The sequence below is a fragment of the Mesorhizobium sp. CNPSo 4661 genome, from assembly GCF_057784215.1.
Genome location: NZ_JBWGIO010000010.1, coordinates 101,608 through 127,386, shown reverse-complemented (window position 1 = coordinate 127,386; position 25,779 = coordinate 101,608). Strand labels below are relative to the sequence as shown.

Here is a 25,779-nt window from a genome sequence, read left to right as displayed (position 1 = left end):
GCGCGAGACTTACTTTGGTGCACCCGCTTCGCGCGTATCAGCCCGAAATCCGCTCGATCACCGCGCCGCAGCCGGAAAGCTTTTCTTCCAGCCGCTCGAAGCCGCGGTCGAGGTGATAGACGCGGTTGACCGTGGTCTCGCCCTCGGCGGCAAGGCCGGCGATCACCAGCGACACCGAGGCGCGCAGGTCGGTCGCCATCACGGGCGCGCCCTTCAGCTTGGAAACCCCGTCGACGATCGCCGTCTGGCCGGAAAGCGTGATGTGGGCGCCGAGGCGTGCGAGCTCCTGCACATGCATGAAGCGGTTCTCGAAAATCGTCTCGGTGATGCGCGACTTGCCCTTGGCCATCGTCATCAGGCCCATGAATTGCGCCTGCAGGTCGGTCGGGAAGGCGGGGAACGGGGCGGTGGCCACGTCGACCGGCGCAATGCCGGCGCCGTTGCGCTTGACGCGGATGCCTTCATTGGTCGGCGTGATCTCGGCGCCGGTCTCGACAAGCACGTCGAGCGCGGTCTGCAACAGATCGGGCCGGGCGCCGTGCAGCATCACGTCGCCGCCCGTCATCGCCACGGCCATGGCATAGGTGCCGGTCTCGATGCGGTCCGGAATGACGCGCACGCGGGCGCCGGACAGCGCCTCGACGCCGTGGATGGTGATGGTCGATGTGCCGGCGCCGTGTATCTTGGCGCCCATGGCGATCAGGCACTCGGCGAGATTGACGATCTCCGGCTCGCGCGCGGCATTTTCCAGCACGGTCTCGCCCTTGGCGAGCGAGGCCGCCATCATCAGCACATGGGTGGCGCCGACCGAGACTTTCGGAAATACGTAGCGATTGCCGATCAGGCGACCGTTCTTGGTCTTGGCGATCACATAGCCATTGTCGACATCGAGCTCTGCGCCCAGAACCTGCAGGCCCTCGAGGAACAGGTCGACCGGACGCGTGCCGATGGCGCAGCCGCCGGGCAGCGACACCTTGGCTTCGCCCATGCGGGCAAGCAACGGCCCGACTACCCAGAAGGAAGCGCGCATCTTCGAGACCAGCTCATAAGGCGCGGTGGTGTCGACGATGTTGCGGGCGGAAAAATTGATCGTGCGCGAATAGCCTTCCTGTTGCTTTTCGCGCCGGCCGTTGACGGAATAATCGACGCCGTGATTGCCGAGGATGCGGATCAGCTGCTCGACATCTGCCAGATGCGGCACGTTTTCGAGCGTCAGCGTGTCGTCGGTGAGAAGCGAGGCGATCATCAGCGGCAATGCCGCGTTCTTGGCGCCCGAAATCGGAATGGTGCCGGCAAGCTTATTGCCGCCGACAATTCTGATGCGATCCATAAGAAAACGTCCCCTCGGCCAGAACAGGCCGGTTTCAATCGGTTGATGCGCCCGGCTTAGACCATTGGCCGGCTTGGTTCAAGAAATAGGATTTCCCCGACTCCTTACCAACAAGCCCGGCCAACTGTGGCCGGCCAGTATGGCTGTTTTGGTCAGCCTTTGTGCATTTTTCCAGCAGCCGGCAACCCCTCCGGCCTTTCGTCGGCACTGCCGGCGCGTTGCTTGCCAATGTCGCCCGCGCGTTGCTTGTCAACGTCGCCAACCCGGCGCGAGCGCGCCTGCGCCTTGCGCTTCTGCAGATTGGCGCGCAACGCCTCGGCCAGCCGGTCCTTACGCTCGCCGTCACTCTTTTTCGGTGGATTTGCCTTGTCGTTCATCGTCCATCCCTGACCGGCGGTCAGCCGGCCGCGATTCCGCAATGGCTAGCATTTTAACGCGGGCTTGTCATGAAAGCCGGCCGTCAGGCGGGTTTCACGCTGTGGATCAGCCGCGCATGCCGCTTTAAACTGCGGAATGGCGGCCAGGAATCATATGCGACGCTTTGGGTTTTTCTTGGCCTTGCGCTTGCCGGTTCGATATGGCAGAAGCGCCGCCATCATAGGCTGCGGTAGCTCAGTGGTAGAGCACTCCCTTGGTAAGGGAGAGGTCGAGAGTTCAATCCTCTCTCGCAGCACCAGTTTATCGCCGTCTCAGCTTGAAAAATCGGACTGGGGCGTCATCCTTAGTCGACGTGCGCTTGGTCGATTGCGGGTCAGTTTGCGGTAACGGTCGCTCGGGACTTCCATTACTGCGACATGGTCAAGGTTGGCGTATCGCGCACGGTAGTAGCCCTCCTCCTCAACTTCAGCGAAAGTGCGTGTGGGAACGTCAAAAGTCGCAGCTTCCAATCCGAACAAAGTGGCGGCGCTTCCGATATCTAGAAAATTCCACTCATCCTCTCCATTGTCGTAAGTGACACGAACATAAGAAACCATCCGCATGGCCTCTTCCTCGCCGATCTCTGCGATGATAGCCTCGCATTCGTTTCTGATTTTTTCAGGAACGTTGGCTTCATCCAAGTCATCGAGCGCTCGATACAGTTCGGTCCGATAATATTGTGGCATTGCTATCACGTCGTCCCCAATCAGCTCGACGGAGTGGATGTGCTTCGGATTAACGATAACCATCTTGTTATCGAGGCTTAGGCAATGCATCCATCTTATATTATTATGTTGTGCGCGAATATTACAAAGTAATCTTAATTGGCATAAAATCAGGGCACGAGCGTGCTCGGTGATTGGATATTTGCGTATTCCAATCGTCGTGTTTATCTTGAAAGTGCCGTATCGTATGTTGGCACCAGAGATTGGTGAATAATTATCGAGTTCATGATCAGTAGGTTTCTTCTGGCCAAACAACTGATCCGTTGTGCAGTTTAAAGCCACGCAGAGATCCTTCGCCTGCTCAGTATTCAGGGGCTCTTTTCCTGTTTCCCATCGGGACACGATCTGAGGGGTCGTTCTCATATCTTTCGCCAAAGCTTTTTGGGTGACACCCAGTCGAGTCCGAACCTCGCGAAGACAGAGGGCAAGGTGCATCCCATTCGAAAGCTGGGCGGCCGTCATCGCGCATATCTCCTTCTCAACTCACTTCTCTGGTCTGAAAAACTCAGTGAACGAATCCCTGAGCCGGGCCGCGACCATGTCGATTTCGGCCTGCATATCCAGGATGCGCCCGAGACGTCGCACCTGGCGGCCCGGCCGCTGCAGGATGGAGGCGCGGGATTGTCAGAGTGATCAAGCTCGTCGCGCTGAGGATGCCCGCGACATATAGGACTGCAATGGTTGAGCAACTTGGACATTCGCAAAGTTTCGCTGGTTCTCTTCGAATTCGAAATAGCTATTCACCGTCGTTTGCCGCCGATTTCCATCCCAGGACGACCATGCAGCTGATTAAGTGGGCCCACGTGGGCTCGACGAGGCCGCACTTGGAGGTCAGCATCCAATGGCAGCCGCGCCCTGCCGACGGAGCCAACTGAGGGGACAGTGCTCTGCAACCTCAACCAGGAATTAGCAGGGTAGGCGATATGTATTTGGCAAAGCCGGCTGCGCTTTAGGCCCTTCGCCGCTTGGAAACCGACCGCAAAAGGTCCGCTCCATCTCTCGTTCCGTCATCGAAAACTTGAAGGACTTCCATAGCCAGGAATTCGCGCTGGTCCCGATCTTTTTTGGCCAGCCGGCGTTCATCGCACAAGCGGTCAAACACCCGATGGAGCCTGTCCAGATCAGCGCGTCAATAGACACCGCTCGGCCAATCGCAGAAAGCCCATCGCTTACGCTTACTAGCCGCGATGGGCTTTTTCGTTCTCGAAATGAGCGGAAACGTTCTGCTTTTAGAGCAGCCCTAATATCGCTCCAGTTGTTAGGAATTATGCCTGCTCACCGACCTCGTCCCATTTCAGGGCAGCATCGTGACTTCATGCTTGGCAGTGGCGCCGAGGATGCGCGCGAAGGGTACGACGATTGGCGGCCCAGTGCCCTTGCGAGGGAGATCAAGAAGCTGTCGCTCAAGGAGACGACTTGGAGGCCGTCGAACGAAGCCGTCCCGGCTCAAGCCCAGCGCGAGCGCCGAAAAGGCAAATCGAAGGCTGCGTGAGCGGCGAACGCTATTGCCGGTCTACTGCGTTGCGCGTTCGGCGGCCGCTCCCATCCGCTCGAACACGAAATGATAGGTGCGCTGCACCTTTCCTCGAACAGCTTGCGATCGTAGGCATCGGGCAGGTGAGCGTCGAACTCCTCCCCGATTGTCTGCCGCACGCCTGCCTTTGCAGTTTCCTTGGACCGCCAGTCGAGAACGAGCTTCTCGTTTTTTGGCGAGCAGTTCGCGCGCCAGTTTCTTCACTTCAATCTCCCTGGGTCTCGGTCAGCTTCGGTTCGGGCTTGGTCAGAATGTCGAAGATCGCGAGCCCTTCCTCGCTCAAGCCCTCGCGAATGTGGCGCTGCTCTTCGTCATCAACTTCGCATACGAAGGTTATCAGTTGAGCGGATCATCGCTCAACTGGCCGACGCTTTCCGAGGTTCACTCACGGGCAACTGCACGGCCCATTGGTCGTTCTGTTCGAGGAGGAGGCGCCGACCGTGCGGATGATGGCGTCATCGTTTGGAAAGATACCGACTAGGTAAATTAGCTGTTCGCTCGGGCGCCGTTTAAGAGCGCACTCGCTAGGGGGAGGTTGATTAGTCTTAACGGATGTTCGTCCACCCGAAGAACTGCGATCCGGCCAAGGTAGGTCCGACGGTTTAGCCCAACACGGATGAATGGGGAGTCGGTGCGTGTCCGCCGTGGCCGGCAATTTTCGCATCGGCCCTCCAATCACTTCCGGTCCAAGCTCATTTCCACCAACCGACGAATCGCCTCCGATCGAGTAGGCAAGTCCGGTTGTTTGCGACGCCATTCGTCAATCCGGGTTAGCAAGTCGCCCGACAGGCGCAACTCGAAACGCTCATTTTTTACTTCCGATGGGTTCGGTGTATTTGACAATCTCAATATCCGTAATGTACGGTATGTACGTAGGTGGTCACTACCCGCAGCCGAACGACGTGCCTTCAACACGTCGCCCGGCCTGACCACATCCCAAGCTGACTGGAGCTCGGATCATGGCTGATTCCGACAATACCACGAGTTTGCCTTTCGTCATCGGCCAGCAAGGCCGCAAGCGCAACGCGCCGGCAGGGGCAGAAATGGACCCCGCTTTGAGCCTCTGGGCCGGGTGGCATCAAGCTCGATACGTCTCTTTACTATTGTGTCGGGTGCAGCAGCGTTTGGAGGCACGAATGATGGCCGATACCGGAATTCCGGTATTGATCTCAGGCGAATCCGCGTCTTGGCGGATGTCGGTGGCCGCGTCGGAGGCAAGCGCCGAATATGCGGCGGCTCACGAGGCAGAGGTGTTTGCCATGACCGAGGCACTCAAATTTCAGGATGCTATCCCAAGTGTTGCTGCCCTGTCGCTCGCTGGGATCATCGCAAAGCTGGACATGATTGTTGGCGCCGACCGGGACATCGGCGATCCGACGGATTTCCCATGGCCGCACATTGCGTCCGTATTGCGCGACCTCAAGGCACTTGCGGGCGATCTGCCAGCCTATCGACCGGACCGCGCTAATACGCGTGCGGACGTGGCGCTGCATTGGAAGGAGGCCGCGAAGCTCGTTGCCGCTTTGGAATTGGAAGAAGCCCCGGGAGCAGCAAATTGTCTGCGCGCGTGATCTAAGTTTGAAGTGCCTAGGAGCCGACTTCATCGCCCGCAAGCTGAGCGTGGTCGGGCTGACCAAGTGTTCCGCTTCGACGCAAAACTGGAGCCGACAAATGATGCGCTACCGAACCCCACAACTGATTAGCTACCGACACCTCTAGAGGGAACCGCGGAGAGACAGGCGTAGCGGCCGAACTGAACTCCGCAGTTCATAGCTCCGGTGTTGCAGCTCAGTTGGTGACATGCGATAGCCGCAGGCCGGCTTCGTCCGGGGCCTCGGCCATGCCTTCCTCAGCGAAGCGGAACATGTCCTCGAAATCCAGCTCACGCTCGAAAATGACGCCGCCGACACTGATCGCAAGCACGTCCTTGTCGCCTTTCGGCGCGAAATAGATCTCGCCGACCGTGCCGCGAATGCGCTCGCCAACGTCCTTGGCGTCCTCTTCGCTAGCGCCCGGCAGGAAGACGCCGAACATTGAGGTTCCGATCCGGCCGATCAGATCGTCCTTGCGCACTGCGGATCGGATGGCAGATGCGATCAGCCGCAAGGCCTCGTCGCCCCATTCGAGACCAAAACGCAGGTTGATCGAGGCCAGGTGTTCCGGATGGATGACCAGAAAGGCGCCCGAGCGCGGACCGACCGGTCTCGCCGCCCTCCTGTCGACCATCGAGGTGAACACCTTGCCGTTAAGGCAGCCGGTCAGCTGGTCATAGGTGCCGGATTTGGTGAGTTCCTGCCGGTAGCGGCGGATCTCGATCTGTTGCCAGCCGAGCACGGCAAACAGCGGCAGACCGATGACGATCGGCACGACGATTGCCGTAACGGCCCCGCGGCCGAATGGCGTGAGGCTGTCGCTGAAAAGCATCAGGTAGTTCAGCGCGAGCGAAAGGCCGACGCAGGCGGCGGTGCCAAGTACGGCCAGCAAGATGAGGTGCCTCCACGTCTGAATAGGCGCGGTCGGTGTTTTCGCGGTCAAGGGCCGATCTCCTGTTCGACGCAATGGCTTACAGGAGGTCCGTTGCAATTTCGGTTTCACGAAGCGTACAATTTGATGCAAGTCGGCATCTTCTCCATGGCAAGCGCTGGGTCCAGCACAAAGGATATCGCGGCCGGCGGCGCCCATTGATGGCCAGCCCGGTCGGTGGAACAGTGCAGGTTTTAGAATTGCTGAACAGCTCTGGCCATTCTGCTTTCACGCAGGGTCCGGGACGGAACCGGCCACCGACTTTCACGCTATCGCGTTATTGCGGTGGGCCGAAAATGCCCATCCGGGCGTTTCTCGCCACCATCTCCGCCTTGCCGTAAATGCCGGTCGGAACGGCCATCGCCCAGCCGTTGGAAACCAGCCAGGCGCCGACATCCTGCTTGCCGAGCGCGCAGGGCGCCGCGATGGCGAAACGGTCGGCATCTGGCGGCAGGAAGCATTTCAGCGCCCGGCCGCGCAGCCAGGCGTTGAAGGCTGCCCGCGCCCGCTGGCCGCAGGGCCATGCGGTATGGTCGAACATGCAGGTCCTGTCTGGGTCTATGTCGACCGTCCCGCTGATGGCGACCGTTCGTCCCATCGCTTCGAAGACCGCCGAGGAGGTCGCGACCGGACGGAAAAGCAGCGTCTCGCGCCAATCCCGCGGCATCGGTGTCTTTGGTCGCGGCGCAAGCCCGAGCTCGCCAAGCGGTGGACGCGGCTCCGTGCGCTCGATCCCTGAGGGGTCGAGCGGCGGCGGCGCAATGAGATCCTCGGCGATCCTGCGCGCCGACCGGCCCGGCCGCGCGTCATGCAGAGGGGCATGGGAAGCCGCGTTCAGATGACCGGCGCCCTGAGCCGGTGCGATCGACGGCGGATCGGGCGGCAGCCGGCGCCCGCCCTCGGCGATCAGCACCATGCCTGCGAGCAGCCCGAGGCCGCCGAGCGCCGACGCCAGCAGCGGACGTCCAGGCGGATTCGCCTGGCTCACGCGCGGAACCTCGCGGGATAGCGGCGACTGTCGATGCTGCCACCCGGGCCCAACCCGTTAGCTCCTGTCGACACGGCGCCACCCCATTGAACCGGATCACACATTAGACATGAGCGACATTCCTTGAAAAGCAAGGCGTTGCGTTAAGTGTCGAGCAACCAATGCGGCGTAGAATCGGTCATCGGATGTCGAGGGGATGACATGATGCGCAAGCCGATACTGCTTTTTGCCTTTCCGGCCCTGATGCTGCTGCTGCTGGCGGCGGAGCGGGTGGCGGCGCTGCTGCTCGGTTTCTACCCGGCCAGCCCCGCCGTGTGGCACGCCTGGCTCGAACTGCGCCCGTTCTCGACCATGTTCTGGCAGCAGGCGCACGTCTATCTCGGCGGGTCGATGGCGCTCGATGCGGCCATTATCGTCTTCGCGGCAGGCGCCTGCTGGATGATTTGCCAGGCAAAAAGGTCCGCCGGATTCTTCCTCGCCAATCATGCCGCGCTGCTCTTTGCGGGCAAGATGATGGCGCTCAGCAGCCATGCGGAGACGGCAAGCACGATCGCCGCCTTCACCGTACCGAACGGCTGGCACTTTTCACTTATGCTCGACTTCAGCTTGAAGAACTGCCTGGTGCTGTGTCTCGGTCTCGCCGCCTGCGCGTACTGCCATGTCGCTTTCCTGCGCGAGGCCAGGGCGCGCGCCGAAGCCCGCACGGTGCGCATGCTTTCGCTGCAGCGCGATCTGTAATCCGCCGGTCTCGGCTCAAGCAGCCGGATGGCCCGCGGGCTCAGTTGATCTTCTTGTAATAGACCTTGCCGTCGGGCTGCTGGATGCGCTGGTAGGAGGGGTTGGGGCCTGGAGGCGCGACCTTGCGCTTGAATGAGGGCTGTGCGTTTGCGGCATCGCCTCCGCTTACGTCGGCCGCTGAGGCATCCGCCACCGTTGTGTTGTCGAGCAGGACCGGCTCGACTGCCCCCGGCGCTGGCTCGCTTGCCGCGACGGGCTGGCCCTGCTCCAGCTTGGCGATGTTGCCGTTGATCTGGCCGAAATTTGCCTGCAGCTGGCGGTCCAGCGTCTCGAACCGGCTCTGGAAACCGTTGTTGACGGTGTCGATGCGGGCGCCGATGCGCTGCTCGAACTGGCCGAGCTGTTCCAGCCGCGCCTCCATCGTCTTGAGGTCGTTGACGCCTCGATAGAGATAGACGGCGGCCGTCACGTTGACGAAGGTGATGAGCGCGGCGCCAACCACGAACACGCCGATCAGTTTGGCCCGGCTGGGCTTTCCCGGAGCGACTTCCCTCAGACCGAGTTCGATTGCCGGAACGTCCGGCTCGCTGATCATTGTCATTCAACCACCACCTTTGCGCCCACCGCGACGCGCTTGAAGAGATCGATCACATCGGTGTTCGTCAGCCGGAAGCATCCGGACGTGCCGTCGAAACCGACGCCCTTGGGATCGTTGGTGCCATGGATGCGATAGAGCGTGTCGCGCCCGTCGCGCGACAGATAAAGCGCCCTGGCGCCAAGCGGATTGTAGGGTCCGGCCGGCACCATTGCCGGCAGTTCGGGTCGGCGCGCGCGCATTTCCTTGGGCGGGCGCCATTCCGGCCATTCGGTCTTGGAGGCGACCTTGACCGTTCCGGTCCAGCCGAAGCCGTCGCGGCCGACGCTGATCTGATAGCGCAGCGCCTGGCCCTGGCTCGTCACCAGATAGAGCGCCTTCTCGCTTTTGCGGATGACGATCGTGCCCGGCTGTTCGCCGGTGTGGAAGGCGACCGCCTTGCGCAGGCTGGGGCCCATCGCCGGCAGCGGCGGCAGCCCGGATCCGGCCTCCGCCAAACCGCAGGCCGATATCGACGCCATGCCGATCAGGCAAGCGGCCGCAAAATGCGTGGCGGTGCGACGCACTTGCTTTGCCGCAATTCCGGACGGAAAACCGCTTCGCACTTTTCCTGGAATTGCTCTAGCGCTGGGCATTGTCCAGCCGCTCCTTGAGCATGCGTTTCAAGTCCTTGTTGAAGCGTGCGCGCCCGTCCACCTCGGAGGGCAGGATGGCGCGGTTCAGCGCGTCGGCCAAGAGCGCGTTGTCCAGCGCCAGGGACTTGATGTTCGGCGCCTTGAAGATCTTCTCCAGCTCGCTGCGCGAGAAGTGGTTGCCGAACCATTTGCGCTTGTGCTTGTTGGCGACCAGCGTGATGCTGACCTTGTTGCCGCGCAACTCGCGGATCTTCTTGTAGAGTCGCTTGCCTTGCCTGAGCGAAGCGACGTTGAGCTCGAAGACGATGAAGATCTCGTCGCTCGTGCGCAGCACCGAATCGTGCCACGGCGTCTCGATGTTGGGCAGGTCGATGACGATGTCGTCGAAGCGGTAGGCGACGAGATCGAGCAGCCTGAAGACGAAGTCGGAACCGTGCGGCTCGAACGGCAATTGCGGCCGCTCGAAGGAATAGAGCGTGAGGCCGGACGGCCGCGACAGCTTGATGACGTCCATGAGCTCGACGTCGAGCCGATCGGGCTGGCCGATGATGCCGGAGAGGTCGAACTGATTGAACTGGTTGAGATAGGCGCCGCAATTGGCGCTCTGGAAATCGAGGTCGACGAGGCAGGTCGAGGCCGCCCGCTCGGCCGATTTCGAGGCAAGGTGCTCCGCCGCCGAGATCGCCAGCGTGGTGGCGCCGGCGCCGCCGCTGGCGGCGATGAAGGTGATGATACGGCTCTTGGTGCCCTGGCTGCCAGTGTCGTGGAAGGTGACGGCGTTGAGCAGCTCCTTGGCGTCGAGCGGCTTGTGCAGCCAGTCGGACGCGTTCATGCGCACCAGGACGCGCGTCTGCTCGGAGGTGAGCTCGTCGGAGATCGCGATCAGCGGCACCGCGGCCCAGGCCGCACGCGCCTCGACGATCGCCGGATTGCCGAGCAGCTCGCCATTGCCGAGATCGAGGATGATGATGCCGGGCCGGCTGTCGGCAGGCGGCCCCTTCAGGAACTCCGCCGCGTCCGAGATCCTGACGTCATAGATCGCCAGCGCGTCGAGCCGCGTGGTGACGTCGCGCTTGAAATTGGCATCGGCGGAAAACAGCGCCACCTGCTTGCGCTTGGTCGGGAGAACTCTTGTGTCGATGGCGTTCATGGATAGGTGCTCTTTAGATCTTCGCCCGTGACCGTGCTCAGCATGGAGGGCATGGTGATGTTGTTGAACCCGAGCAACCCGGCCAGGAAAAAGAATTGGAATTGATGATTGACGATGCTGACGGTGATGGTCGGGACGGGGCCATTGGGGCGGGTCCAGTAGCCAAGGCCGGAAGCCTGATACTGAATCCGGACCTGGGACTTCGTCAGCATCGGCAGGTATGAATGCATTCCAGCCCGGCCGGCGCTGCCGTTGAAAATGAAGTCGAAGGCAGCCTGACTTGCAGTGAGATCCTGGCAGGTCGCACCCGTTCCGCAGGTGCACGAGACTGTTCCCGCGGTATTGGCGGAGCAGATGTAATTATAGGTGTTGGCCGGGACAGCGGCGCCGACATCGAGCGAGTTGCTGGGTGTCTTTGCCTCGAGGGCCAGCCCGCTGGCGACTGGACTGGAAATCTGCGCCAGCCTTGCTCCAGCCTGCACGGCTTTGTTGGCCGCGTTCCATTGGTAGAAGGCATAGCCGAAGTCGACGAAGCCGAGCAAAAGGGTCAGCAGCAGCGGCATGACTATCGCCGCTTCGACCATCGCGGCACCGGAATCTGCCGCCCAGAATTTCCGGCGCAGCTTCACCATCCGAGGACGCGCTCCTGATGGGCTACGGTCAGGTTGAGTTGACCGAAGCCGAGATAGGACCACAGCCCGACGCCAGTGTAGGGGTATGACGTGCTGACCTCTACGACAACGACATTGGCAGTGCTGCTAAGGTAAAGTTCGGTACCGGTAGCGAGGTCGATTGCTGGAGTGGATAATGCTGGGATGATGGTAACTTGGTTGACGGTCCACCCCGTGACCCTTGCGCTGCCGCCGGTCACGGCTCCCTGCACCGCGAGGTTTTTTGCCAATCCCGAACAAGTGTTCCAATCGCTGCTGCAACGCGCCATATAGCGAGCCGCGTCCCTGACGCCGGCGTCGAGTAGCATGCGTGTGTTCAGTATGTTCCCGAACTCAAAGACGCCGGCCGACAACAGCAACACAAAAGGGGTCACAAGAGTCATCTCGACCAAGATGGCGCCATCGTCGTCGCGCTTGAACTGGTGGAGGATTTGTCTGAGCGCGGTCAGCATGGCTCTACCGGTAAAGCTGCGCTTCGTTGCGCTGGAGTTTTTTCAGCGTGCCTTGGCCAACAGAGGTGCTGATATCCTCGAACTCGGCGTATATGTTGGCGTCGGGTGGCCCTCCCGCCGGTTCGGTGACGAACATGCTGGCGAAAGCCTGCACCGGTAATGTCTGATTGCCGCCTTTGACGTTATTGTTAACGCAGTCGACAATGGCGACGTAGAGGAGTCGCCTGTCGGCACCCTGAGTCGTCGTGTTGCACTCTGGGGCAGTCTTCTCCTGCCCGCTTTTCAGCGTCGGATTGTTGATCTCGTATTTGTAGACGCAGTAACGGCTGGGATTTGCGCCACACGCGGTTAGAACTCCGGAAGTGCTCGCATTGCCGTGATTGACGCTCCAATAACCGGAGAAGTTCCATAGACCGCTGCCGGGCACGCCGGCCTGCGCACAGCAGCCGGTGTCATGTGGGAGCGCCATGTATTTGCTGGCCTGATTGCTGTCCGGCGCGGCATAGGCGCAATTCTTCTTACCGGGATTCGAGACGACCATGCCTTTGCGGACGTTGGGCGCTGGCGGGTTGAGGGTCGGATCGGTCTTGTAAGGCCCGCTGTTGTCGTAGAGATCGAAGCGAGTGTTGATGCCGGCATCGACGGGCGGAATGTTGCCTGGGCGCGTTGTAACGCCGTTTTGACCATAACAAGCCGGTGGGTTTGTCACGGCGAACATTTCGGTAAGGGTTGCCGTGGATTTGTCGCCCTCCGGCGAGGACAGGAACCCGTAATTGCCGGGCAGATATTGGGCGTTGTTCCCGCCGGTCTGCTCCTTGAGCAGGATCATCGGCTTGCTTGTCCCCGAAACGGCTGTCTGAAGCGCGCCAAGGGACGTATACGGATTGCAGATGAACATCGGCGTGAACTGGCAGAGCGCGTTTGTGAATCCCGCCACGGCCTGCGGCCGCATGTCCATCCTGCTTATGTTGGAAAAGTTGACCGGAAAAAGCGACTCGAAAGCGCCGGCGCCATCCGTTGTAGTACCGGAGGCGTTCACGGTGACTTCGGCGAATTTTACAAGTTTCGGATCGGTGCTGGCCCAGTTAACGCCGTTGGAATCTACGCCGGCTGCTGTCAGCGCGGTGCTGTCGCTCGCCGGGATGCCAGTCAGATACGCCACAGTCACGTCGGCCAACGCGATCTTATGATCGCCTAGTGTCGAAAACCGCGTCCTGTTGGCAATAAGATTTCCGACGGCCCGGTTGGCCCGAGTGATTGCGTCCGGATTGCCGTCGAGTTCCGCGGCAGCCGCAAGCGCCAGCGCGTCGACCCCTTTCTGGAGATCATTATGCAGTCCGTTAGCCCGGCTCATGTCGACAGCCAGCAATGCGAAACCGATGAGCACCGGCAGCATAATGGAAACGAGGATCATCGCTATGCCGCGCTGATCGTTCCAGAATTCACGAATGGTCCCCAACATGACCCTACTCTCCATTCGTGCCGGACGTCCTCGCGCGCCCGACGCGCCGCATCCTTCTTTCTAGTTCGCTCCGCTGGGCGTGCCCGATGGCCCGACATTGACTGTCATGTTGGTTGCCGGCGCCGACCGACTTGGCGGAAGCTTGTATTTCTGCACGACTCCGACGGAGCGCGCTCCGTCGCCCTCGATCTTTGTATTGTTCGAAGCAGGGTTGTACGGGTCGACAGTCTGCAGCAGCTGATTGGCCTTCTGCGAGTCGCCGGCAGCCAGCGTTATCGTGTCGTAATTGTTCAGATAGTCAGCCGCGCAGCCTGCGAGCAGGCTGGTGCCGAGAAGGATGAGCAGGAGCTTACTTCTTGACATAGACCAGCTTGTCCTTCGATTTCACATCCAGCATGTGGCCATAAGGGCCGGTGACGCCGTCGCCATGCTCGTACATGCGGATCATGTCCTTGTTGACTTCGAGCTGGCCGAGCAGCATAAGCTCCGGGTCGTTGGCAGGCTTGGTCTTGTCGAAAGGCGTCGCCAGTTGCTCGCCAGGCTTCACCGGCCGCACCAGGTGCGGCGTCACGATGACGACCAGCTCGGTCTCTTCCTTCGCCGTGCTCGAATTCTTGAAAAGCGCGCCGATGATCGGGACCTGGCCGAGCCACGGCACCTGGTCTTGCTGTATGGTGTTCTTGCTGGAGAGCAGACCGCCGACCGCAAAGCTTTGGCCGTCGCGCAGGTCGACCACCGTCGATAGCTTGCGGTTGGTGAAAATCGGGTCGCCGGCGGCGGTGAAGCCTGTCAGGTCGCTGACTTCTGGAGCCAGCTTGATGTGGATCTTGCCGTCGTCCAGCACGATCGGCGTGAAGTTCAAATTGACGCCGAACTGCTTGAAGACGATCTCGACTTCGCCTTGCGCATTGACGCTGCGCACCGGCACTTCGCCGCCGGCATTAAAGCTGGCCGTTTCACCGGAAACCGTGGTGAGGTTCGGTTCGGCCAGCGTACGAACGACGCCTTTCGCCTCCAGCGCCTCGATGATCAGGTCAACCTTGATGTTGCTATCGATAATGCGCGTGATGAGCGCCGCGAACGGGTTGGTTTTGGACAGAAGGCCCGTGACCAAGTCGCCCGCGCCCAACTCGGCTCCGTCCTTGTCTACGGTGCCAATGCCTGTCCCGACCCGGGTAGTGCCCCTGCTGTTCGTACTTTTGAACGACACCCCAAGATCGCGGCCGGCATTGCGCTTGGCCTCAAGGATGCGTACCGACAGATTAACCTGCTCGCTCTCATCGATCGTAACGGCGTTGATGATGGCGTCAGGCCCATATTGCTGCGTCACCTCGACGATTTGCGCCAGGGTTGCGGCATCCTTGACGTGACCGCTCAGGCGCACCTTGCCGTTGATCGAGCCGATCTCGATCCGGGCCCTTGGCGCCACCTGGCGAATCGCGGCCGCCATGTCACTGACATCCTGGCCGACCTCGATTTGGATGGTGCCAAGCGAGCGCTTGTCCTCGGAGAACAGATTGACGGTGGTGGTGCCGATGGTCTTGCCGATGATGTAAAGCGTCTTGTCGGTCATCGGCTGCGCGTCGGCGATCTTCTCGTCGCCGACGACGATGTCGCCCAGCGTGGCGTTCACCTGGATCGTGGCGGATTGGGAAACGGGCACGAACACGCGATGCAGCGACGGGCTCGATACGTCGATGAAGCGGTCAGCCGCGGTAGCCGGATGGCCAGAGATCGCCGATACACCCAGAACGGATAGCGCGGCCGCCGCTATCCTCACCCAAAACCCCTGCATTCCGCGTCTCCCCAATTTGCTGCCTGTGGCAGCCCGCCGCGCCGACCCTCGTCAGTCTTGTCGCGGCACGTCATATGTCTCCAGCTTGATACCACGGAACACGCCGACAGTCGCTTGCTTTGGCGGTTCCGGCTGGACGTATTTGATAACTTCCTTAACCTGCGGCTGAGCCTGGGGAGCGGCGGCCACGACCGAAACGGGTTTTGCCTTACTCATCTGGTCAAGCTGGCTGCCGACCCGATCCACCGCCTTGGCGAGGCCGTCGATCTTCTCGTCGGCTTGCTTGCGCGCCGCCTCCTCGGCAGCCTGCCTGTCGAGCTCGGCCTGGCGCTTGGCGACATCGTCCGGCGTGTCGCCGGTCAGATCCGCCAGCGTGACCCTTTCATTCATCTCGCCCTTGCTGCCTGCGGCCTGGCGCAACGCCAAGGACAATTGCCCGGCGCCTGCGGCCAGCGTGAGCTTCTGGGCGTCCTTCGTGCTCACCTCCACAGTCACCGCTTTGACGACGGTCGGGTTGTCCTTGGTCGCGTCCGCGACCTGGTCGACGGCGAGCACCTTGACGCTCTGCAGCAACACGTCGACGAAACTCTTATCGGCGCCGTCACTGTCCCGAACCGATCGGCTCAGCAGTACATCGACACGGTCACCGGGAAAGACGAAGCCCGCCACCCCAAGCACGTCGTTGACCCGGATGGAAACCGCTTTCATGCCCTCGTCGAGCACGGCAGAAAGTGTGGCGCGCTGGCCCGCACCGGTAATTTTGGTCGCCAGGATAGGCTCGTTTACGCTGATCGTCTGCAAAGCCTGCCTTGCGCCATTGCCGGCTAAGGCATCCTTGACCGTCTTAAAGGCGCCCGCTGGCACGGCTCCCGCCGGCCACGCAATTTCGCGCAGCTTGTCCGCACTCAACGCGTCGCCGAATTTCAATGGCACCGCCGCGACCACGACTGAACTAGCCTGCACGCCGTTGGATTGTGCCAAGGCATTGCGCTGGCCCGCAAGCCAGATGTTGACAAGTACAACTGCCAGAACGCCGAATATACCAGCGAGCACGATCATAACGAGTGTGTTAGCGCGCATCCATCTACCCCACTGCAGTCTTACTGCCCCGAAAATTCTTCTTTTGGGGAGCCAAGTCCGGGAATCCCCGGACCTGGCTAGTATTCGCAGATCAGCTCGGCATCGTGCAGCCGGGCGTCGAGTTGGCCAGCGCGCTGCAGAGCGTGCTCCATGCACCCTGCACGAAGGTGGCAACTGCAAGGATAATTGCGATAGCTGCCGCCGTGATGATGCCGATCAGAACCGAATATTCGACCATAGCAGCGCCGTTTTCATCGTCGCGGAACTGCCGGGCCATCGTCATGAGCTTCTTCATGCCAATTTCTCCCTTTGGAGGTTTGAACCCGACGAGACAGAGCTAAGGATGAACCCCATACCCAAGCATCCCCCGTCACGTTCAATCCTAGGTCGTGCGAAAAAGCAGTGTCAAACGGATTAACGGAAGGTTAACCTTTCAATACTCGATTTGAAGCTCGCTCAATTTCGACAAGGGCTTGATTCGCCTCATTTTTCAAGTCATTTTAACCATTCATTCACAATTCGGCCACGGCTGCGTCTCGTTGTGGTCGCATTAGAAATCCTACATAATTATTTATATCTAATGGTTTAGCGACCTTAGTAACCTGGCTGCGGCAAAGGTCCTAGGACTTTGGTCTGCGAGAGTGGAGCAAGGTCGAAATAGTTCCTTCGAAAACCGGCGCCGTTCTTAACTATGTAGAAAGTAATACTGGACTGTGGCCTGCAGGCCGCTTGTGCCTCCCGTGGTTAACGCTTAGTTTCGACCTTGGGGAAATCAGCAGGGGTTCGGCGGCATGTTAGGTCGCTTCATAAAAGGACAGGGCGATCAGCGAGCGATTCAGCCCGCAACCGTTGTCGCGGCTGTAAACGGAATTGCTTCGGCTGCCCCGACGGATGCCGAACCGCAGGGTGACGACTTTCTGACTCTCAAGGTCGAACTGCATCGCCATCTTATCGACCGTTTTAATCTGACGGCACTGGAAAACGCTTCGAAGGACGAGATCCTGAATGAGATTCGGCCGATCGTGCGCGAATTCGTGCGCGGCCGGAACGTGCCTTTGAACGCTCGCGAGCTCGATCAACTGACCAGCGATACCGCCGACGAGATGCTGGGTCTTGGCCCCATCGAGCCGCTGCTCAAGGACGACTCGATCACCGACATCATGATCAACACTCATGAGCGCGTCTTCATCGAACGTCGTGGCATCATAGAGCAAACCGCGATCCGCTTCCGCGACGAGGCGCATCTGCTGCGGATCATCAACAAGATCGTCTCGAATATCGGCCGTCGGGTGGACGAGTCATCGCCAATGGCGGATGCGCGCCTGGATGACGGCTCGCGCGTCAACATAGCGGTGCGGCCGGTTTCGATCGACGGCCCGCTGGTCTCGATCCGCAAATTCTCGAAGAATCCCTATTCGCTGGAACGCCTGATGGCGTTCAACTCGATTCGCCAGCCGATGATCGACATGCTTAAGATTGCGGTGCAGGCGCGCAAGTCGATCCTGGTTTCGGGCGGCACCGGCAGCGGCAAGACGACACTGCTCAACGCATTGTCCAGCTACATCCCGTCAAGGGAGCGTCTGGTCACGATCGAGGATGCGGCGGAACTGCAATTGCAGCAGCCGCATGTCGGCCGGCTGGAGACGCGCCCGCCCAATGTCGAAGGCAAGGGCGAGATCCGTCAGCGGGAACTGGTGAAGAACGCGCTGCGCATGCGCCCCGACCGCATCATCGTCGGCGAAGTGCGCGGCGAGGAAGCCTTCGACATGCTGCAGGCCATGAATACCGGCCACGAAGGCTCGATGACCACTATCCACGCCAACACCCCCCGTGATGCCATATCGCGCCTGGAACAGATGGTCGGCATGGCGGGAATGCCTATGTCGCACGATTCCATTCGCGCACAGATCGCTTCCGCCATCGATATCATCGTGCAGACGCAGCGTCTTTCCGACGGCGGCCGGCGTGTGATCTCGATTTCGGAGATCACCGGCATGGAAGGCAATGTCGTCCAGCTCCAAGAGATCTATCATTATGTCAGGCGCGACGTTGCCGCCGACGGCGCTATCCTCGGCGAATTCCGGGCGACCGGCGTGCGCCCGCGCTTCGCCACCGAGGCGGCGACGCTTGGCCTTCATTTCGCCAAGGATGCGTTCAATCCGCAGGTGGCGCTGTAATGCTGACGGGACAGACGCTTCTCTATTTCATCTACGTAGTTGCGGCCGCCTCCGTCATCCTTGCCGGTGAGGCATTCTACCTCTCTCTCACCCGCCGGCGCTCGCAGCGGGCCGCGGTTAACCACCGGCTTCGCCGTCTCACCGACGAGGCGCCTGCGGAGCAGACCCTGCAAAGCCTGCTGCGCGAACGTGGCCTGACTGGTTCGGGAGACTTCGCGTCTAGCTTTATCTGGTTGAACCGGCTTTACACACAATCCGGCGTCACTGGAAACCCGATGACTTTCGCGGCGTCGTTCCTTCTCGCCGGTTTAGGACTGGCATTGCTTATTTGGGTCCTGGTTGGTCTCTCTGCGCCCGCGGCTGCCCTCATCTTCCTCGGGGTAGGGTTCGTATTGCCGCTATTGATCCTGCGACGGGCCTGCAAAAAGCGGGTTCTTAGGTTCGCCAAGCAATTGCCCGACGCGCTTGACATGATCGTGCGCTCCCTCCGCGCCGGCCACCCGGCCTCGGTCGCGATAGGTCTCGTCGCCCGCGAGATGCCCGATCCCCTCGGGACGGAATTCGGCATCGTCGCTGACGAAATCACCTTCGGGCTTAGCATGGAGCAGGCGGTGCGGAAACTCTCGGAGCGGGTCGGCTTTGATGGCCTGCACCTGCTGTCGGTGTCGCTCTCGATTCAGGCCAAGACGGGCGGTAACCTCACCGAGATCCTCGCGAACCTCTCATCCGTGCTGCGCGAAAGGCAGAAGCTCAAATTGAAGATCAGGGCGCTCTCGGCCGAAGGCCGCATGTCGGCATGGATTATCTCGTTGTTTCCTGTCGTCATGTTTCTGATCTTGATGCTTGTGGCGCCGGCCTATTATGGCAAGATCTGGGGCAACCCGTTGATCACGCCGGTATTTACGGCATTCGGGTTCTGGGCGCTGCTTGGCGACTACATCATGTATCGCATGGTCACTTTCGATTTCTAGGAGCGACCATGAGCCTGCTTTCGAACATGAACGACCTGACCTTACTGGTGTCGCTCGCCGTCTTCGCAGCGGCGGTGGCCTTGTTTCTATTCGCCGCCCTGACGCTTCTGCCAGCGATGCAGACACGCCGGCTGGTGACGGGCAATCTCGTCGGTGATGGCCATCTCGACCGCCGCTCGATCCTGGGACAGGACCATCTCGTCAGGGCTGCGGCGCAAAGGCCGGTCGAAGCCTACTTCAAGACGATGGAGAAGGAGCGCAACGAGCCTGACGCCCTCGAGGCCAAGCTCTTTCGCGCCGGTTTTTATCACGCGAGCGCTCCTCTCATCTACACGCTTTGCCGGCTAGGAGCTGTCGCCATTGGCTTTCTGGTCATGTACGTCCTCTTGTCGAAGATATTGCCGGCGCGGGTGCCCGGCATCTTTGCCTTCGCGGGCGCGGGTCTGATCGGTCTAGGCTGTATCGTCATCCCGAGCATCATGCTCGATCGCTTCGAGAACAAGCAGAAGCAGGTCTATCGTCGCGCCTTCCCCGATTTCATGGACATGATGATCACCTGCGCCGATGCCGGCATGAGCCTGGAGGCGGCAGTCGAACGAGTGAGCCACGAGTTGGCCGGCAGCCACAAATGGCTTGGCATTCAGCTCTCGATCATGAATCTGCAGTTGCGGGCCGGCAAGCCATTGCGCGAGGCACTGCGTGGGCTCGCCGACCGTATCGGTCTCGAAGAAGCCAAGGCATTGGCGGTGCTGTTCCGTCAATCGGAAGAGCTGGGTACCAGCCTCACCGATGCCCTGCGCGTCTACAGCGCCGAAATGCGTGATCAGCGCATTCTGCAGGCGGAAGAACGCGCCAACGCCTTGCCCGTTAAGATGACAATACCGCTTGGCCTTTGCATTTTTCCGGTAGTGATGATGGTGATCCTGCTACCGGTGATTATCCGAATGAAGGGCATTTTCTTCTAGTCCGTCATATGATTAGAATCTAAAATAGAGTCGGGGACTCGTGGGACACACAATGACAAAGCGCCTCGCAGTCGCGACCAGCCTGCTGCTGATCTTCCTGGGCGGTTGCCAGACGAACGACTCCACCGGCGGCGTCGTGCGCACCAACGAGCCGGCCAAAGGCGACTATACCACCTTTGGCGACGCCTTCGACGGGCTGAAGACGGTGAGCGATGTCGACTACTATGCCTCCGACCAGGCGGTCGCCGAGGCAAAGACGCAGTTCCGCTCCGAAAATTACGGCAATGCCGGCGCCCTGTTCTACAAGGCGACCAGGCTCGCGCCCAATGACGGTGTTGCCTGGCTCGGCCTCGCCGCCTCTTGCGACCGCATCCGGCGTTTCGATCTGGCTGACATGGCGTACGGCAGGGCCTACCGGTTGCTCGGCGCGACGCCAGAGTACTATAACAATCTCGGCTATTCCTACCTTCTGCGCGGCAAGCTGCAGGAGGCGCGCACCAACTTCCTCAAGGCCTACGAGTTGGCGCCCAACGATCCGACCGTGGCCAACAATTTGAAGCTGCTGTCATCCAGCGTGCGGAACATAGAGCGGTCATGACCCTGTTGCTGGCCGCCTCGCTTATGTTCAAGGCGCTGGCAATGCTGCTGCTGGCAAGAATCGCGTGGACCGATTTTACGACGCAAAGAATATCCAACGGTAACGTGCTGCTGCTACTCTGCCTTGGCCTCGGAGTTTTGCAGTTCCAGGCATTGCAAACCCACTCTTGGCTGGAGATGGGGATCAGTGCGTTCGGCGGAGTTGCACTGTTCGTTGCCCTTTTCCCATTCTGGCTTTTGCGCAAAATCGGCGCCGGCGACGTCAAGCTGATGAGCGTTACGCCGCTTCTGATTGGCGGAAGCAACCTCTTGGTGTTTGCCGTGTTGCTGCTGGTTTTCGCGATCGGCACGGCTGCTTTGGTCAAGAATCCCTTCCTGCTGCCGGCTGGCATGTTCCGTCATTATGTGCAGCATATGGACCGCAATGGGGTGGTGCCATTCGGCGTGCCGATCTCTGGGGCCGCCATCTGCGCCATGGCCTTGCAGATGTATCACGCCATTATGGTGGCGACCAGTTCGGGGATCTTGGAGCAGCTTAATTAACTCTGCCTAAAGTCCGTTACTTGAGTCAGACGGTGAAACGGTCGGTGTCCCATCGCTACGTGACAGTCATTGTTTTCGTGACCGCTATCTTTGTAGCAGCCGATGTCGTTATGGTCCCAGGATCAAATGTAACATTCAGCCCGTCCAATTGGGTCTATCTGATGAAAGCCGTGCCCCTGGTAGCATTCTTCTTTGCGGCGGCGCGGCTCATTGAGATGCGCCGATCTAGGTTTCCGAGCGGAATACAGGCTTTTTTGGCGGGCACCGTCGACGCCATGAAGAACGTGGGCATCTTCCTGATGCTGTTCGTTCCGCTTTCGGTGGCGAGCTTCCTGTTCATGTATCTCGCGGCGAACACCACGCGTCCGCTGATGGACGCCTACCTGGCCTCGTTTGACGCGGCAATTGGCTTCGATTGGCTCCGGGCTGTCGCATTCGCCAACAGAATCCCATTAGTGGCGACTGCTATGGTCTGTTGCTACGCCGCACTGTCCTACCAAGTTCCATTGGTCTTCCTGGTGCAATCGATCGGGGGGCAACGTGAGCGGATGCTAGAATTCGTGGCCTTGAATGCTCTCTCCGGGCTGATGACGGGCATCCTGATGTTGGCTGTACCCGCCGCGGGTGCCTATTCCTTTCATATGCCTGATCGCAGTGCTTTCAGTCATTTTACCGCGATCGGAGGTCTGGCGCATCTCTCAACCCTTGCTCAATTGCGTAGTTCGGCGCCGTTCACGTTTGTGATTGCCAACACAATTGGGCTTACCAGCTTCCCTTCTTTCCATACCGCGCTGGGCATCATAATCACCTACAATTTGCGGCGCTCGATCCTATTTCTGCCCGTAACCGCGATCAATGCCATCATGATCCTCGCTACGATCCCGGAGGGTGGTCACCATTTTGCAGATGTGCTCGCCGGGGCGGCGATTGCTACGGTGTCCATTGCCGCTATGCGCGCGGCAGGTGTTTCGCCTGTGGCTGAAATCAGCCGCTCCGCTGCGTCGAGCTAGCGTCAGCCATGCAGTCTGACGAAGCTGCATGATGCGGATGATTGGCCTTGCATATGGCTGCTCAGCGGCCTGGCATGCCAACCGGCCGTTCTTTCTAACGGTGGCGGCGTACGCACTGGCTGTGGCCTTTGCTGCGATTTATTGGCGCATTCCACTCGATCCTCAGATCTACAGCGAACCATTCTTGCTATTCGGCTCGGGAGTTACGCTTGTCATGTTTGCCGTTATTGCGACGCGCGTCATGCTTCAACGACCGGAGCAGTTGTTTCCTACTCTGGTCCATCGCTTGTTGGAGCACGATCTCCCCAATCGGCTCGTCATAGGTTTGCCGGTTGCCTTGGTCTTGCCGGTTTTCTTCTCCCTGTTCACCAGCATGAAGGGCGGTCTCAGCAGGATAGTGCCTTTTTACGCCGACTCGGCAATTATCGCCGTCGACAGGGCGATCCATGGTGGTCAGGATGCCTGGAGGATCTTGCATCCTCTGCTTGGAGCCGGATCGCTGACCTTTGCCTTAAACTTTCTCTACAATCTTTGGTTCGTGGTGATGCTCGTCGTGCTGTTTTGTGTCACCTTCTCGACAGGCGACAAGCGCCTTCGATCGCAATATTTGGTCGCGTTTGTCCTGACCTGGATGCTCTTGGGGAACGCCGCAGCAACCGTTTTCGCTTCGGTCGGGCCTGCCTTCATCAAGGCCTTCTACGGCGACGATACGTTCTCGCCATTGATGAATTATCTTCAAGCGACAAACGCTGTCTATCCAGTGTGGGCTCTCGACGCACAAAGAATGCTTCTTGCCAATGCTGCGCTTGATGGCCCACGTTTGGGTAGCGGCATCTCGGCCTTTCCTTCGCTGCACGTTGCTGTGGTGACTCTAAATGCAATCTACCTTTGGAGGTTCGGCCATCTGCTGCGCTGGGTTAGTATCGTGTTCCTGATTGCAATTCAGCTGGCCGCCGTCCAACTCGCTTGGCACTACGCGGTTGACGGATACGCTTCCATGTTGGCCACGCCACTCATCTGGATAGTTGCTGGATGGCTGTCTGACTTGCGCTCGTGAGGTGGGTCCATCCAGCCGCATTTACAGGTAACGCCAACCAGAACGCGAACGTGGCGCTATGTGGGTTGAGCGCGAGTACCGCGATAAACGAAAAGGTCGCAGCAGTTGGAGCCAGGACACGGAGCAGAGCAAGAGCGTTCGGCATCCGCTAAAGTTAGGCAGAAGATGTTAATCGGAGGTTCATGCAGCCGGCCGCTAACGCTTTGGAAACTGCCTTAGTGGCCTCTGGGAGAGGGCGAGGAATATGTTGACCGAGGATTTCTTTGGACGCCTTGCCATCGTCGTTGTCACGACGTTTCTGGCGACATCCAGCGCTATTCCTTTGTTCTTGTATTTCCGACACGGCGCTTCAGCGAACACGCTTGCGGTCGTGACTCAACTCGCATCGACAGTGTTTCTGCTGCTGCAATTACTTGTGACAATCGTCCGTATTCCGGCGCGAGGAACCGCCAAGGGAATCGAACCGAGAGTGATTTCGGTGCTCGGGACGTTTCTGATACTCATCGCGATGATTTTTACGCGTCCTGTCGATAACCGATCGGCCCAGGTGGTGGCGCTTTGCGCCGTCTTCATTGGCAATGCAGGTTCCATTTTCTGCGTTTATTGGCTCGGCCGCTCTTTCTCCATTATGGCCACCGCCCGCCGCCTCGTTGCCACCGGTCCATACTCAATTGTCCGTCACCCTCTCTATGTTTGCGAAGCTGTTTTCGTTGTTGGGATGATCATTTCCCACTTTTCGGCTCTGATGGCTGCTTTGGGTGTACTGCAGTTCACGCTGCAGTTGCGCCGCGCCAGACACGAGGAATCGATCCTGCGGCAGACCTTCCCCGAGTATGAAGAATATGCGCGGCGGGTGCCGATGTTGGTACCGCGGTTCTATTCCGCATCCAAAACGGCGCCTTATCGCGATAGCTGATCTGCAGCTAAAACCCCGAAGTCGACTTCTCCACCAGCTTCAACTCCCCCTTCTCCACCTTGAAGAACGGCATCGACCTTTGGCTCGAGCCGTCGGCGCGGAAGCGGAAGAGGCCGGTCGAGCCGCGGAAGCCGGTCGTGTTCTCCAGCACCTGCTTGTTGAAGCCGTCGGGGCCGGCTGAGCTCGCTATGCCCGCGCTCAGCGCCACCATGTCGTAGGCATAGGCCACGTTGACGTCGGGCTGGTACTTGTAGGTCGCCTTGAAGCGGTCGGCGATCGGCCCGGTCTCGCTCTCGTCGAGCGTCGCGATATAGGCGCCCTCATAGAGCGGATCCATAGGGCGCTCGAGCCAGCGGTCGGTGCCGATCAGCGTCACGGCCTTGCCTGGAATGCCCTTTGCCTTGAGCGCGGCGAGCACGGCGATAGGGCTGCCGTCGCCGCAGAAGACGACCACGGCGTCGGGCGCCTCGACCAGCGAGCCCATGTCGGACACCACCTTCGCGCCGCCATCCGCCGCCGAATAGGGCAGCGTCACCGCAAGCGTGGCGCCATAGATGCTGAGCGCGTTGGCGACCCGCGATTCGACGGCGCTCGAATCCGCGCCCGCCGGCACCATCAGCACGAATTTCCTGGCGCCCTTGCTGGCGATCGCCGCCGCGCCCGCCGCGGCGCTGTCGGCTTCGCTGAGCCGCACGGAATAGACCCCGGGGCCGCCGGCAAAATTGTCGGCCAGCGCCAGCACAGGTGGCCGCTTGGAGCCGGAGAGCTTGGCAAGGTGCTGCGCGGCCGTAAGCTCGGACGGTCCGATGACAACCTTCGCCGTGCCCGAGGTGATCGCCTTCACCGCGAGGTCCTTGGCGTTGGCGCTGTCGCCGCGCGTATCCTGGATCGTCAGCGTCAAGAGCTTGTCGCCGAGATCGGCCATCGCCAGCCGCGCGCCGTCATACATCTTTCGGCCGTTCTCGCCCGCGCTGCCGGGAGCCGAAAGCGGCAGCAGCATGGCCACCTTGGTCGGCCCCGTGCCGAGCGTCAGATTGGCCTTCGCGGCGGCGGCCGAGGTCGGGCCATCCGATGTCGCGCTGGCCAATGCTGGCTGGGCGGGCGCCGCGGGAGCGCCCGCCTGGCCGGCGGGTGCCGCGATCGCCGATGGATCGAGCACGTCCGACGCGCCGCTCTTGGACTGGCATCCGGAGAGCGCCGCGACGAGCCCGAGAGCGATCGCCCGCGCCGCACGGATACGTTTCGACGCGGCGCGCTTCAGACGCGGATCGTGCCGCTCAAGTTTCATGATGCTTCCACCCATCTGCCGCCAGGTATTTTATCCTGGTCTGTCTTCCATTCATCTTAACGTGTTTGCTTGCTCCGCCGTCCCACAATTCGTGGATCATAGCTAACCGTCGAAGAGCCGCGCTCTCAGCGCCTGTATCTGCCTCGCTTGCGCCGCGCTG

At 60.2% G+C, this 25,779-nt stretch carries 27 protein-coding genes and 1 tRNA gene; 12 read left to right on the top strand and 16 right to left on the bottom strand.

Annotated elements, in window-relative coordinates; translation table 11 throughout:
- Window positions 1-37: 37 nt before the first annotated feature.
- A complete protein-coding gene (gene murA / locus AC0YKC_RS16735) occupies window positions 38-1,330 on the bottom strand; it encodes a UDP-N-acetylglucosamine 1-carboxyvinyltransferase (RefSeq protein ID WP_488511833.1) in 1,293 nt (430 codons plus the stop codon).
- 152 nt (window positions 1,331-1,482) lie between these two features.
- Window positions 1,483-1,707 carry a hypothetical protein gene (locus tag AC0YKC_RS16730; RefSeq protein WP_488511832.1) on the bottom strand — a complete coding sequence of 75 codons (225 nt, stop codon included), beginning with the start codon at window positions 1,705-1,707 and terminating at the stop codon, window positions 1,483-1,485.
- Between the two features lie 224 nt (window positions 1,708-1,931).
- On the opposite strand from AC0YKC_RS16730, the gene AC0YKC_RS16725 reads away from it, so the two are divergent.
- Window positions 1,932-2,006 (top strand) — tRNA-Thr (locus tag AC0YKC_RS16725).
- A 13-nt stretch (window positions 2,007-2,019) separates the two neighbouring features.
- On the opposite strand, the gene AC0YKC_RS16720 is transcribed toward AC0YKC_RS16725, so the two are convergent.
- The gene (locus AC0YKC_RS16720) at window positions 2,020-2,934 is read right to left on the bottom strand and encodes a helix-turn-helix transcriptional regulator (protein ID WP_488511831.1); all 915 of its coding nucleotides are present in this window, start codon (window positions 2,932-2,934) and stop codon (window positions 2,020-2,022) included.
- A 1,178-nt stretch (window positions 2,935-4,112) separates the two neighbouring features.
- On the opposite strand from AC0YKC_RS16720, the gene AC0YKC_RS16715 reads away from it, so the two are divergent.
- Window positions 4,113-4,487 (top strand): hypothetical protein, encoded by a 375-nt coding sequence (locus AC0YKC_RS16715; RefSeq protein WP_488511830.1) that lies wholly within the window; start codon window positions 4,113-4,115, stop codon window positions 4,485-4,487.
- A 478-nt stretch (window positions 4,488-4,965) separates the two neighbouring features.
- Window positions 4,966-5,577 (top strand): hypothetical protein, encoded by a 612-nt coding sequence (locus tag AC0YKC_RS16710; RefSeq protein ID WP_488511829.1) that lies wholly within the window; start codon window positions 4,966-4,968, stop codon window positions 5,575-5,577.
- A 217-nt stretch (window positions 5,578-5,794) separates the two neighbouring features.
- On the opposite strand, the gene AC0YKC_RS16705 is transcribed toward AC0YKC_RS16710, so the two are convergent.
- Window positions 5,795-6,490, bottom strand: coding sequence for a GGDEF domain-containing protein (locus AC0YKC_RS16705; RefSeq protein WP_488511828.1), 696 nt, complete (start codon window positions 6,488-6,490; stop codon window positions 5,795-5,797).
- Window positions 6,491-6,806: 316 nt separating this feature from the next.
- Window positions 6,807-7,517: a thermonuclease family protein gene (locus AC0YKC_RS16700; RefSeq protein WP_488511827.1), complete on the bottom strand. Its 711-nt coding sequence runs from the start codon at window positions 7,515-7,517 to the stop codon at window positions 6,807-6,809.
- Window positions 7,518-7,718: 201 nt separating this feature from the next.
- On the opposite strand from AC0YKC_RS16700, the gene AC0YKC_RS16695 reads away from it, so the two are divergent.
- The gene (locus AC0YKC_RS16695; RefSeq protein ID WP_488511826.1) at window positions 7,719-8,255 is read left to right on the top strand and encodes a hypothetical protein; all 537 of its coding nucleotides are present in this window, start codon (window positions 7,719-7,721) and stop codon (window positions 8,253-8,255) included.
- Window positions 8,256-8,295: 40 nt separating this feature from the next.
- On the opposite strand, the gene AC0YKC_RS16690 is transcribed toward AC0YKC_RS16695, so the two are convergent.
- From AC0YKC_RS16690 to AC0YKC_RS16645, 10 genes are all read right to left on the bottom strand, one after another.
- A complete protein-coding gene (locus AC0YKC_RS16690; protein ID WP_488511825.1) occupies window positions 8,296-8,856 on the bottom strand; it encodes a hypothetical protein in 561 nt (186 codons plus the stop codon).
- Entirely contained in the window at window positions 8,853-9,371 is a 519-nt protein-coding gene (locus AC0YKC_RS16685) for a L,D-transpeptidase (protein WP_488511917.1), read from the bottom strand. Before AC0YKC_RS16685 ends, AC0YKC_RS16690 begins: the two co-directional genes overlap by 4 nt.
- 100 nt (window positions 9,372-9,471) lie before the next feature.
- Window positions 9,472-10,635 carry a CpaE/TadZ family protein gene (locus AC0YKC_RS16680; protein ID WP_488511824.1) on the bottom strand — a complete coding sequence of 388 codons (1,164 nt, stop codon included), beginning with the start codon at window positions 10,633-10,635 and terminating at the stop codon, window positions 9,472-9,474.
- The gene (locus AC0YKC_RS16675; RefSeq protein WP_488511823.1) at window positions 10,632-11,267 is read right to left on the bottom strand and encodes a TadE/TadG family type IV pilus assembly protein; all 636 of its coding nucleotides are present in this window, start codon (window positions 11,265-11,267) and stop codon (window positions 10,632-10,634) included. The genes AC0YKC_RS16680 and AC0YKC_RS16675 overlap by 4 nt, the downstream gene beginning before the upstream one ends.
- A complete protein-coding gene (locus AC0YKC_RS16670; RefSeq protein WP_488511822.1) occupies window positions 11,261-11,758 on the bottom strand; it encodes a TadE/TadG family type IV pilus assembly protein in 498 nt (165 codons plus the stop codon). The genes AC0YKC_RS16675 and AC0YKC_RS16670 overlap by 7 nt, the downstream gene beginning before the upstream one ends.
- A 4-nt stretch (window positions 11,759-11,762) precedes the next feature.
- Entirely contained in the window at window positions 11,763-13,220 is a 1,458-nt protein-coding gene (locus AC0YKC_RS16665) for a TadE/TadG family type IV pilus assembly protein (protein ID WP_488511821.1), read from the bottom strand.
- 60 nt (window positions 13,221-13,280) lie between these two features.
- Window positions 13,281-13,583 (bottom strand): hypothetical protein, encoded by a 303-nt coding sequence (locus AC0YKC_RS16660; protein WP_488511820.1) that lies wholly within the window; start codon window positions 13,581-13,583, stop codon window positions 13,281-13,283.
- The gene (locus tag AC0YKC_RS16655; protein WP_488511819.1) at window positions 13,570-15,015 is read right to left on the bottom strand and encodes a type II and III secretion system protein family protein; all 1,446 of its coding nucleotides are present in this window, start codon (window positions 15,013-15,015) and stop codon (window positions 13,570-13,572) included. Before AC0YKC_RS16655 ends, AC0YKC_RS16660 begins: the two co-directional genes overlap by 14 nt.
- Before the next feature lie 51 nt (window positions 15,016-15,066).
- Window positions 15,067-16,095, bottom strand: coding sequence for a Flp pilus assembly protein CpaB (gene cpaB, locus AC0YKC_RS16650; RefSeq protein ID WP_488511818.1), 1,029 nt, complete (start codon window positions 16,093-16,095; stop codon window positions 15,067-15,069).
- Between the two features lie 91 nt (window positions 16,096-16,186).
- Window positions 16,187-16,390, bottom strand: coding sequence for a Flp family type IVb pilin (locus AC0YKC_RS16645; protein ID WP_488511817.1), 204 nt, complete (start codon window positions 16,388-16,390; stop codon window positions 16,187-16,189).
- 496 nt (window positions 16,391-16,886) lie between these two features.
- On the opposite strand from AC0YKC_RS16645, the gene AC0YKC_RS16640 reads away from it, so the two are divergent.
- The 8 genes from AC0YKC_RS16640 (at window position 16,887) to AC0YKC_RS16605 (ending at window position 24,331) form a co-directional block, all read left to right on the top strand.
- A complete protein-coding gene (locus AC0YKC_RS16640; protein ID WP_488511816.1) occupies window positions 16,887-18,272 on the top strand; it encodes a TadA family conjugal transfer-associated ATPase in 1,386 nt (461 codons plus the stop codon).
- Window positions 18,272-19,243, top strand: coding sequence for a type II secretion system F family protein (locus AC0YKC_RS16635; protein ID WP_488511815.1), 972 nt, complete (start codon window positions 18,272-18,274; stop codon window positions 19,241-19,243). Before AC0YKC_RS16640 ends, AC0YKC_RS16635 begins: the two co-directional genes overlap by 1 nt.
- 8 nt (window positions 19,244-19,251) lie before the next feature.
- Window positions 19,252-20,208, top strand: coding sequence for a type II secretion system F family protein (locus AC0YKC_RS16630; RefSeq protein WP_488511814.1), 957 nt, complete (start codon window positions 19,252-19,254; stop codon window positions 20,206-20,208).
- Window positions 20,209-20,260: 52 nt separating this feature from the next.
- Complete coding sequence (locus AC0YKC_RS16625) at window positions 20,261-20,806, top strand: tetratricopeptide repeat protein (RefSeq protein ID WP_488511813.1); 546 nt, start codon at window positions 20,261-20,263, stop codon at window positions 20,804-20,806.
- The gene (locus tag AC0YKC_RS16620; protein WP_488511812.1) at window positions 20,803-21,348 is read left to right on the top strand and encodes a prepilin peptidase; all 546 of its coding nucleotides are present in this window, start codon (window positions 20,803-20,805) and stop codon (window positions 21,346-21,348) included. Before AC0YKC_RS16625 ends, AC0YKC_RS16620 begins: the two co-directional genes overlap by 4 nt.
- A gap of 44 nt (window positions 21,349-21,392) precedes the next feature.
- Window positions 21,393-22,358 carry a phosphatase PAP2 family protein gene (locus tag AC0YKC_RS16615; protein WP_488511811.1) on the top strand — a complete coding sequence of 322 codons (966 nt, stop codon included), beginning with the start codon at window positions 21,393-21,395 and terminating at the stop codon, window positions 22,356-22,358.
- Between the two features lie 28 nt (window positions 22,359-22,386).
- On the top strand, window positions 22,387-23,415 hold the full coding sequence (locus AC0YKC_RS16610; RefSeq protein ID WP_488511810.1) for a phosphatase PAP2 family protein: 1,029 nt from the start codon (window positions 22,387-22,389) through the stop codon (window positions 23,413-23,415).
- A gap of 244 nt (window positions 23,416-23,659) precedes the next feature.
- Window positions 23,660-24,331 (top strand): methyltransferase family protein, encoded by a 672-nt coding sequence (locus AC0YKC_RS16605; RefSeq protein WP_488511809.1) that lies wholly within the window; start codon window positions 23,660-23,662, stop codon window positions 24,329-24,331.
- Window positions 24,332-24,338: 7 nt separating this feature from the next.
- On the opposite strand, the gene AC0YKC_RS16600 is transcribed toward AC0YKC_RS16605, so the two are convergent.
- Entirely contained in the window at window positions 24,339-25,619 is a 1,281-nt protein-coding gene (locus AC0YKC_RS16600; protein WP_488511808.1) for a penicillin-binding protein activator, read from the bottom strand.
- Between the last annotated feature and the right edge of the window lie 160 nt (window positions 25,620-25,779).